Below are 10,170 nucleotides of genomic sequence, written 5' to 3'. Positions count from 1 at the left end.
ATCTTTAAGAGCATAAGCAATGGAAGTTTTAATTTTTTTTGCTCTATTATAATAATCGTTTATATTATCCCAAGGACTTTTCATAGGGTTTAAGGTAATTTTAATAGGTTTATTATCATTATAAAAATCTTCTAGTAAAATTTCTTTAGATTTTTTTTCGATTCTATAAAGGTTTGCTGCAAGTAGGTCTGCTTTTTTTTGGAATGTTTTAGCTTGATTTTCTTTTGAAATATTATCACTTAAAATGTTTATTTTTTTATTTACAGATTTCTTGTGACTATTTATTATTCTTGTTAAATCAGCTTTCATCTGATCAAGTCTGTCGTTAGATTTATTAATAGAATAAAATTCATCGATGGCATCACTCATAAAGTCATAAGATTTCTCTTCAAAATTTAGGTGACTTAAGCTAATTGTATGATATTCTTTAATTTTTCTTTCGGTCTTATATTCAAACGCACCTAGCTTATTATCTAATATGTCTTTTCGCAAATCATAAAGTAATTTGTTTAATTCCTCTTTATCAGCTTCACTTACTAGACCCCAGTTAATCCTAGAATCTATTTTAGCCCTATAGATAAGTTCTTTGCCAACAAGTGGAGAAAAACCTTCGTAATAAGTATAAAAGACTTTATAAGGTTCAAAACTATTAGGTATCCTAGGACTTAGATAAAAAATATCCTTGTTAAAATCATCTTTAGTCAAATCTATCTTTTCACTTGGTATTTGTTCGTAAGTTAAGGATGGAAATATTTGTCTAACAGAAGACATGTGATCATTAACCCTTTTTATTGCATCGATTATTTTATAATTTCCATCAGTAAGAATTATATTTGAATGTCTTCCCATTATTTCTACTATAAGTTTTTTACTAGTGTCAAAGCCCATTTCATCAATAGATGAAATTGAAAATTCAACAATTCTATCAAGGCCATATTGTCTTATATCGATAATTTTACCTTGATTGATATGTTTTCTTAAAACCATGCAGAAATTATCTGGTTTTTCTGGATTTTCATATTTTTTTCTAGTTAAATTAATTCGAGCTTCATTATTATTAGCGCTTAGAAATAATCTATGTGATTTTCCCATGGAGTATATATTAAAAACTAAGTCGTTTTTAGAAGGTTGGGTTATTTTTTGAATTTTACCTCCTAATACTTCTTTCTTTAATTCGTTAACTATTCTTCTTGTTACAATTCCGTCAAAACTCATAATTCACCTCGCTTTTATTATACTCTTTGCTTTTAAACATGATACTTGAAGTAAAAGCATATAAAAGTAAAATGATTTAGATAAGGGGGATTGATGAAAAAGGGATTTTTATTGGTAATATCAGGACCTTCAGGAGTAGGAAAGGGTACTGTTCTTCATGATTTGATGAACACTCAAACAAATTTAGTATATTCTGTATCAGCTACAACCAGGAAGAAAAGGGATGGAGAAATAGAGGGAGTTAGTTATTTTTATTTAAACCATGATGAGTTTGAAAGAATGATTGCTGAAGATAAGTTCCTAGAATATGCTCATGTTCATAATAATTATTATGGAACACCTAAAGAATTTGTAGAAAAAAAGATAAACGAAGGAAAAATCGTAATATTGGAAATAGATGTGCAAGGAGCTCTTAATATCAAGAAAAATACTGATAATGGAGTCTTTATTTTTTTAGCCCCACCTAGTCTTAAAGAGTTAAAAAAAAGAATTGTAGGACGTGGTACAGAAACTGATGAAGACATTAAAATCAGAATGAATAACGCTAAAAAAGAGCTACAACACATAAAAGATTATGATTATATAGTAATAAACGACCACCTAAATTCAGCAATTACATCTGTAAATGAGATAATAAATGCAGAAAAACACAAAGTGTTTAGGGAAGAAAATTTAGAATTCAAGGAGGATTAATGAAAAATCCATCATTTAAAACATTATCTGAAGTAAGTCCAAGCAGGTACGAAATCTGCATGATGTGTGCAAAAAGAGCAAGAAGAATTGTTAATGGTTCTGCACCTTTAACAAAAGAAGTTGAAGCAAAACCTGTTACTCAAGCACTAAATGAAATTATTCATGGAAAGGTCACTAAAAAACAATAAGATGCTAGAAAATAAAAACATCCTATTAGGTGTAAGTGGTGGAATTGCTGCTTATAAGGTACTAGATTTATGCTCTAGACTTAAAAAAAGTGGTGCCAATCTTAAGATAATAATGACCGAATCTGCAATAGAATTCATAAAACCTCTTAGTTTTGAAACTATGGGACAATGCGAAGTATATACAGACTTGTTTACCGGCCACCACGAGAAAGTGCACCATATAGAACTTGGTAAATGGGCAGATGTTATGCTCATTGCTCCTGCTAGTGCCAATACTATTGCTAAGATGGCAAATGGTATAGCTGATAATTTTCTCTTATCAACTTACCTTGCTTGCGATAAAGATGTAATTATTGCTCCAGCAATGAATACCAATATGCTAAAGTCAAAGCCAACACAAAGAAATTTGGAAAGTCTTAAAAAGGATGGGGTTAAAATTATAAAACCTGAGCCAGGAATTTTAGCTTGCAACACTATTGGTGATGGTAGGCTAGAAGAACCTATTGAAATAGTTGATTTTTTAGATGATTACTTCACTGAAAAAGATTTGATAGGTAAGAAAATTGTTATAACTGCAGGTCCAACAGTTGAACAGATAGATTTTGTACGTTATATTTCAAATAATTCTAGTGGTAAGATGGGCTATAATATTGCTAATGAAGCTCGCAAAAGGGGTGCAGAAGTAATATTAATTTCAGGGCCAGTTAATCCCATGAAAATCAATAACATAAAGAGAATTGCAGTTAAAACTAATTCTGAAATGAAGGATGCTATTGAAAGAGAGTTTGATAATGCTGATGCCTTGATTATGTCTGCAGCTCCTGTTGACTACAGGATAGAAAATTCAAGCGATAAAAAGATAAAAAAGAACGGGTCTAGCTTAAATTTAGAATTAATAGAAAATATAGATATAATAAAATATTTCGGTTCAATAAAGAAAAATCAAACAATTATTGGTTTTGCAGCTGAAACTGATGATCTTATTGAAAATGCAAAGAGTAAATTAACCAGGAAAAATTTAGATTATATTATTGCTAACGATCTAACTAAATGGGGAGCTGGATTTGATGTAGACACCAATGTCGCATCAATTATTTCAAAAGATAATATTATTAATCTCGAAATAATGCCGAAAAGTCAGCTTGCAAATAAGATTTTAGACCTTTTAAGGTGATATTTTGTACGCAAAAGTTATTATAGATAGTAAAAGCAGGTTCCTAAATAGGCCCTTTACATATCATATTCCAGAAAAATTAAATAATAAATTAAAAAGAGCAATGAGAGTCTTAGTTCCTTTTGGTAAAGGAAATAAGACTAGCGTTGCTTTTGTTTATGAAATTGTTGAAAATATAGAACTTGAATTTAAAACGAAAGATATTATTGATATTATTGATGAAAATAAACTTGTAAGTGATGAGCTTTTAGACTTGGCTTTTTATATGTCTAAAGAATATCTTTCGCCGATTCAACTATCTTTAAAGCAAGTATTACCCCCAACTAGCATAGATAAAATCAAATCATTTTATTTATCTACATCTAAACGAGAAGATGCTTTACTCAATTTTCTTAAATTGAAAAGAACAAAGAATGAAATTTTAGATAAATTTCCAAATTCAACTGATAAATTAAATTCTTTGATAGAAAATAAGGAGATAAAAGTTATCTATGAAGTAAATGATAAGATAAATATCTCTTATGATACCTATATCAAGTTAATAGATAATGGATATAAAATTCCTAAAAACGCTAAGAAACAAAAAGATATCATCGAGTATTTAAAAAATCATGGGCTTACAAAACAAAGTGATTTATTAAAAAATACATCTTCATTCCTATCATCTTTGAAATCATTAATAGATAAGAATATTGTTGAACAAATTAATAAAGAGGCTAGGAAAGAGCTTAAGCAAGATTATAAAATTTATAGAAGACATAATTTAAATACCGAGCAAGACAAGGCCTTTAGAACTATAATAGATAAAACAGATGGCAAATTTCTTTTATTTGGAGTTACAGGCTCAGGCAAGACCGAAATATTTTTGCAAGTAGTTGAAGAAGTCATCAAGAAAGGCAAAGAAGCTATTATATTGGTTCCAGAAATTTCTTTAACTCCTCAAACCATAGAAAGATTTTCTGGAAGATTTGATGAAAAAATTGCAATTATGCACTCTAGATTAACTCCAAGAGAAAAGTTCAACCAATGGATGATGATAAAAAATGGGGAAGTTAAAATTGCAATAGGTGCAAGATCAGCTATATTTGCACCATTCAAAAATCTTGGTGCCATAATTATAGACGAAGAACACGACAATTCTTATATTTCATCTAAAGATCCCAAATATCATACAAGGGATATTGCAAAATTCAGGGCAAATTACCATTCTTGTAATCTAATAATGGCATCAGCCACACCATCTATCGAAACAATGAAGGAAGTTAAGGATGAAAAACTCGAACTTCTCAAGTTAACTTCGAGGGTTAATAAAGTTATGCCCGAAATTTCTTTAGTTGATATGAGAGAAGAATTGAAAAATTCTAATTATTCTATGCTTTCAACAGAACTTCAAGAAGAAATTAAACAGAATTTGGATAAGCACGAGCAAACTATTTTATTTTTAAATAAAATAGGCCATGATTCTTTTACATTTTGTAGGGCGTGTGGATATGTAGTAAAATGCGAGGCTTGTGACGTGGCAATGACCTATCATAAAAAGGTTAATAAGCTTGTTTGTCACTACTGTGGCAGGACCAAAAACCAAGTTAGGATTTGTCCTAATTGTCACTCGAAAAAAATTAAGGAATTTGGTGCAGGTACAGAAAAACTTGAAGAAGAGGTTAGAACACTTTTCCCTGAAGCTAATATTTTGAGAATGGACTCAATGGTTGCTACAAATAAGTCAAAGTATGACCAAATGTATGAGTCTATGAAAGCAAGAAAAACCGATATACTTTTAGGTACACAAATGATTGCTAAGGGGCTTGATTTTGAAAATGTGACTCTTGTTGGAATAATATCTGCCGATCTTTCATTAAATGTAGGAGATTTTTCTGCCCAGGAGACTTCTTTTCAACTTTTAACTCAGGTTGTAGGAAGAGCTGGAAGGGCAAATAAGCCTGGTAGGGCAATAATACAAACTTATAAGCCGGAAAATTTTGTAATTCAAGCTGTAAAGACTAATGATTATCAAAGTTTTTTTGAAAGTGAGATGAAAATTAGGGAAGCCTTTTCTTATCCTCCCTTTAAAAACATTATAACTGTTAAGATTGTTAATGAAGATAGGGTTAAAACTATAGATATTTCCAAAGAATTCACAAGCAACTTGAGAATTAGCCTTAAAAGTCTTCTCGATGTTGAAATAATAGGACCAAATCCTTGTAAAATATCAAGAATTAATAATAAATTCAGGTATAATATATTAATAAAGGTTAGCGATAGAGACCTTAATATATGTCGAAATGTTCTTAGCAGGATTAGAAATAATTTAATAAATAAGTACAAGGATACGTCCTTTATTGTAGCCTTCAATCCTGTAAATATTAATTAAGGAGCCATCATGTTTAATTTTTTTAAAAGAAAAAAGAAAAAAGTTGAAGAAACAGTTGAAAAAGAAGTAGTTGATGTAAAAGAAAACGAAATAGATGAAAATCTGATTTCCAACGAATCTTTTAACAGCGATGATAAAACAAATGAAGATTATAATAAGTTTAATCAGTTCAATGAAGCCAATAAAAATGATGAAATATTGGATAAAATAGCGGAAAAAGTTGAAGAAGTAAAAGAGGAAATAGAGTCCGAATTTGACGAAAAAATAGAAAATATCAAAGAAACTTCTGAAAAGATTTCAGAAGATAATTCTCCAAAAATTAAATCCGGCAGGTTTATAGATTTAAGTAAAAGTGACTCGAATTCACAAATTACAGAAAAAAAAAATCTAAAAACTGAAAAAATTCTTGAAACAGACTTAAAAGAAGAAATAAACAAAGACAAATCTGAAGACTTATCTGCCTACGAAAAAGAAAATATAATAAATGAAGAAGTTGAAGATAAAAAAGAGTCAATTTTTGAAAGACTAAAAAAAGGATTAAGCAAGACCCGAGATAATTTTACATCTAGTTTGACAAATCTATTTACAAGAAATGTAAAAATCGATGATGATTTATATGATGAATTAGAAGAAATATTGATTTCTGCGGATATCGGCATGTCATCTACTATTGAAATAGTGGATGAATTAAGATCTGAGATTAAAAAAAGGTCAATAAAAGAATCAGACAAAATTTATCCAGTTTTAAAAGAAATAATGATTAATAAGCTAGATGAGAAAAATCTCGATAATGAGATTAAGTATGAGAAAGGAAAGCTAACTGTAATTCTCGTAATTGGAGTAAATGGAGTTGGTAAGACTACTACTATCGGCAAACTTGCTAACAACTTCAAAAAAGATGGTAAAAATGTAATGCTAGCAGCGGCAGATACATTTAGAGCAGCTGCAATTGACCAGCTTCAAGAGTGGTCCGATAGGGCAGGGGTAGAGCTAATCTCCCACAAGGAAGGAGCGGATCCTTCTGCCGTAATTTTTGATGCTATAAAATCTGCACGTAGTAAGAATATTGACATTTTAATATGCGATACTGCAGGAAGACTTCATAACAAGAAAAACCTAATGCAAGAGCTAGAAAAAATTAACAGAACTATCGATACCCACGCTGTAAATTCTAATAGAGAAAATCTTTTAGTTCTTGATGCAACTACAGGACAAAATGCTGTTAGCCAACTAAGAGAATTTAAAAATGTTACGAATATAACAGGACTAATTCTTACAAAATTAGATGGAACAGCAAAGGGTGGGGTAATATTCCCACTTCAAGTAGAAGTGGAAGTTCCAGTTAAATTTATAGGCGTAGGTGAGGGAATTGATCATTTGCAGAAATTTGATTCGAATTCTTTTGTAGAGGCAATGTTTTAATGTTGAAATTTAAGTTTTAAGAGGTATATTAATCAGGTACTACAACAATCACATTCATGGATGGATAATACGTTGCCACTTATGGTTTATTATCCAGTTGAGATGAGTGGAAGAAAAAAACGGAGGTAATTATGGCAGTAGTTTCAATGAAAAAATTATTAGAAGCTGGTGTACACTTTGGACACCAAACTAGAAGATGGAACCCTAAAATGGCAAGATTCATCTTCACAGAAAGAAATGGTATCTACATTGTAGATCTACAAAAAACAGCTAACCAAATTGAGGAAGCTTACAAGGTAATGAGAGACATCGTTGCTGACGGTGGTAGAGTTCTATTCGTAGGTACAAAAAAACAAGCACAAGACTCAATTCAATCAGAAGCTAAGAGATCAGGTCAATACTATGTATCTCACAGATGGTTGGGTGGTATGCTAACTAACTTTAAAACTATTAGAAAAAGTGTAGAAAAACTTCAAAGATATGAAAGAATGGAAGAAGATGGAACATTTGATCTTTTACCAAAGAAAGAAGTTCTACAATACCAAAAAGAAATGGATAAACTAGAAAAGAACCTTGGTGGTATCAAAGATATGGAAGAACTTCCAGATGTACTATTTGTAGTAGATCCAGGCGAAGAATCTATAGCTATACACGAAGCTAAAATTCTTGGAATACCTGTTATCGCTATAGTTGATACTAACTGTGATCCTGATGTAGTTGATGTTCCAATCCCAGGAAACGATGATGCAATCAGAGCTGTTAAACTTATCACATCTATAATGGCAGATGCTGTTATAGAGGCCAACCAAGGAAATGAATTTGACCCTTCAGCTGATGAATTTGAAGAAGAAGAAACTGAAGAAGTTGCTGAAGTAGAAGTTGAAGAAGAAAATTTATCTGAGGAAGATTTAGCAGAAGCAGCTAAAGAAATTGAAACTCAAGCATTTGAAGAAAACGAAGCAGAATAAGTAGAGGAGATTTAGATGGCAATTAGTGCAAAATTAGTTAAAGAATTAAGAGAAAGAACTGCCGCTGGAATGATGGACTGCAAAAAAGCTCTCGAAGAAGCAGGCGGAGACATTGACAAAGCTCAAAAAATCCTAAAGGAAAAAGGACAAGCAACTCTTGATAAAAAATCTGGTAGAATTGCTGCAGAAGGTGTTATTGGTTCTTATATTCACAATGATAAAATTGGTGTAATTGTAGAAATCAATACAGAAACAGATTTCTCAGCTAACACTGATACAGTTAAAAATTTTGCAAGAGATATTGCAATGCACATTGCTGCAAGTGCTCCTAAATACATTTCTGAAGCAGATGCTGATGAAGCAGATGTAGCAGAACAAAGAGAAATCCTAATCAACCAAGCTATTAACGAATCAAGCGACAGCATGCCTGAAGACAAGAAGAAAATGATAGCTGAGAAAAAAGTTGAAGGAAGACTTAAAAAATGGTTCTCTGAAGTTTGCCTATTAGATCAAGCATTCATTAAAAATCCTGATTTAACAGTAGAACAACTACTTAGACATACTGCTAATGAAGTTGGAGAAAATATTAAAATCAGAAGATTTGCTAGATTTCAAGTTGGTGAAGGTCTAGAGAAAAAAGAAGAAGACTTCGCTGCAGAAGTAGCAAGCCAAATGAATATGTAATATAACTATAAAAGCATTTTGCTAACTTAAATTCCACATTCCAGAAATCTGGTTTGTGGAATTTTTTTTAAATTTATTTTATCTTAATAACGAAATGAATTAATAAAAAATAATTGACATTTATTATGATTTAATGTACTATTTAGATAGTTGATTAATGTATTGTTATAATGAAAGAAATTATTATGAAAAAAGGAAAAAACACTAGATTTCCTAGTATATTTGAGGCAATTATTCCAATATTAACGATGGTTGGTCTGATGATTTACGTTTTTGTTTTCGAAAAAGATGGTAAGGAGAATATTTATGATGCAGCTCATTTACCTATTATATGTGGAATTATTGTTGCTTCTCTCGTGGGGCTCATTTGTGGAAGAAGTTTTAGAGATATGCTAGATGGTATGATAGAGCGTATTAGAACAACTCTTGATGCTATCTTAATTTTGTTGACAGTAGGTCTTCTTATATTTTAATTCATGATATGTGGTACCATACCTGCATTAATATATTATGGTTTATCATTTTTAAGCCCAAAACTATTTCTTCCTGTAGGTTGTATTATTACTGCACTTGTTAGTTTGTCTTGCGGATCATCTTGGACTGCTACTGCTACAATTGGTATAGCCTTTATGACCATAGGTCAAGGTTTAGGCATAAACCCAGCCATTACTGCTGGTATGGTTATATCAGGAGCCTATATAGGGGATAAATTTTCTCCACTTTCAGATACTACAAATATAGCAGCCGGCGTTGCGAAGACAGGCCTATTCGATTACGTAACAGCGATGATTTCAACTACTGGCCCAGTGTTTTTGATTTCTCTTATTCTTTATAGTTTGATTGGTCTTAGGGCAGAAACTATAAATTATGACCCAAACATTGCTGAAGGTATAAAAGAATCTCTTGCTAATAATTTTAACTTAAATCATTTTGTATTATTACCTATTGTTTTAGTTATTTTTATATGTATTCTTAGAATTGAAGGCTTAGCTGGGGTTATGATTTCTGTTTGTGTTGGATTAGCTTTTGCACAGATATTTCAAAAACAAATAGGTCTTGCAGAAGTTTTCGCAATCCTCCACTATGGTCCAGATATAGAAACTGGTAATGATTTTGTAGATAAAGCCCTAGCTAAGGATGGAATGGATAATCAAATGTGGACAGTTAATTTGATTTTACTTGCTGTGTCTTTTGGTGGTGCTTTGGAGAAATCAGGAATTATTGAGAAACTATTCGCTCACTTAAAAGAAAAAATTAATTCTATAGGTGGACTAGTATTTCTTACAATGATTACATCTATTTTTTGTGATGCTACTATGTGCGACCAGTTTCTAGGTATTGGTGTTCCTGCTCCCTTATATGAAGTAAATATGACGATTTAGGTCTTTCCCGCAATATGCTTTCTAGAACACTAGAAGATGCTGGCACCTTGTGGGCGGTAATGTTCCTATGGAC

At 31.3% G+C, this 10,170-nt stretch carries 8 protein-coding genes and 1 pseudogene; 8 read left to right on the top strand and 1 reads right to left on the bottom strand.

Annotated elements, in window-relative coordinates; all coding sequences use genetic code 11:
- Positions 1-1,215, bottom strand: a 1,215-nt coding sequence (locus tag RQ907_RS05770) for an NFACT family protein (protein ID WP_311492428.1), incomplete at its 3' end; no start/stop codon positions are given.
- A 93-nt stretch (positions 1,216-1,308) separates the two neighbouring features.
- Here RQ907_RS05770 and gmk point away from each other — a divergent pair.
- From gmk to RQ907_RS05730, 8 genes and pseudogenes are all read left to right on the top strand, one after another.
- Positions 1,309-1,908: a guanylate kinase gene (gene gmk, locus RQ907_RS05765; RefSeq protein WP_311492427.1), complete on the top strand. Its 600-nt coding sequence runs from the start codon at positions 1,309-1,311 to the stop codon at positions 1,906-1,908.
- Complete coding sequence (gene rpoZ / locus RQ907_RS05760) at positions 1,908-2,096, top strand: DNA-directed RNA polymerase subunit omega (protein ID WP_311492426.1); 189 nt, start codon at positions 1,908-1,910, stop codon at positions 2,094-2,096. The genes gmk and rpoZ overlap by 1 nt, the downstream gene beginning before the upstream one ends.
- A 1-nt stretch (position 2,097) precedes the next feature.
- Positions 2,098-3,270 (top strand): bifunctional phosphopantothenoylcysteine decarboxylase/phosphopantothenate--cysteine ligase CoaBC, encoded by a 1,173-nt coding sequence (gene coaBC / locus RQ907_RS05755; RefSeq protein ID WP_311492429.1) that lies wholly within the window; start codon positions 2,098-2,100, stop codon positions 3,268-3,270.
- A 4-nt stretch (positions 3,271-3,274) separates the two neighbouring features.
- Complete coding sequence (priA, locus tag RQ907_RS05750; protein ID WP_311492425.1) at positions 3,275-5,641, top strand: primosomal protein N'; 2,367 nt, start codon at positions 3,275-3,277, stop codon at positions 5,639-5,641.
- 9 nt (positions 5,642-5,650) lie between these two features.
- The gene (gene ftsY / locus RQ907_RS05745) at positions 5,651-7,063 is read left to right on the top strand and encodes a signal recognition particle-docking protein FtsY (protein WP_311492424.1); all 1,413 of its coding nucleotides are present in this window, start codon (positions 5,651-5,653) and stop codon (positions 7,061-7,063) included.
- 131 nt (positions 7,064-7,194) lie between these two features.
- Complete coding sequence (rpsB, locus tag RQ907_RS05740) at positions 7,195-8,031, top strand: 30S ribosomal protein S2 (RefSeq protein ID WP_311492423.1); 837 nt, start codon at positions 7,195-7,197, stop codon at positions 8,029-8,031.
- A 15-nt stretch (positions 8,032-8,046) separates the two neighbouring features.
- Positions 8,047-8,715 carry a translation elongation factor Ts gene (tsf, locus tag RQ907_RS05735; RefSeq protein WP_311492422.1) on the top strand — a complete coding sequence of 223 codons (669 nt, stop codon included), beginning with the start codon at positions 8,047-8,049 and terminating at the stop codon, positions 8,713-8,715.
- A 185-nt stretch (positions 8,716-8,900) separates the two neighbouring features.
- Positions 8,901-10,170: pseudogene (locus RQ907_RS05730) on the top strand (Na+/H+ antiporter NhaC family protein); the annotation flags it as partial.

Origin of the sequence: uncultured Anaerococcus sp., assembly GCF_963510575.1 — a bacterium.
In the GTDB taxonomy this organism is placed as follows: Bacteria; Bacillota; Clostridia; order Tissierellales; family Peptoniphilaceae; genus Anaerococcus.
The sequence above is the reverse complement of the archived record's forward strand: the minus strand, read 5'-3'. Positions and strand labels throughout refer to the sequence as shown.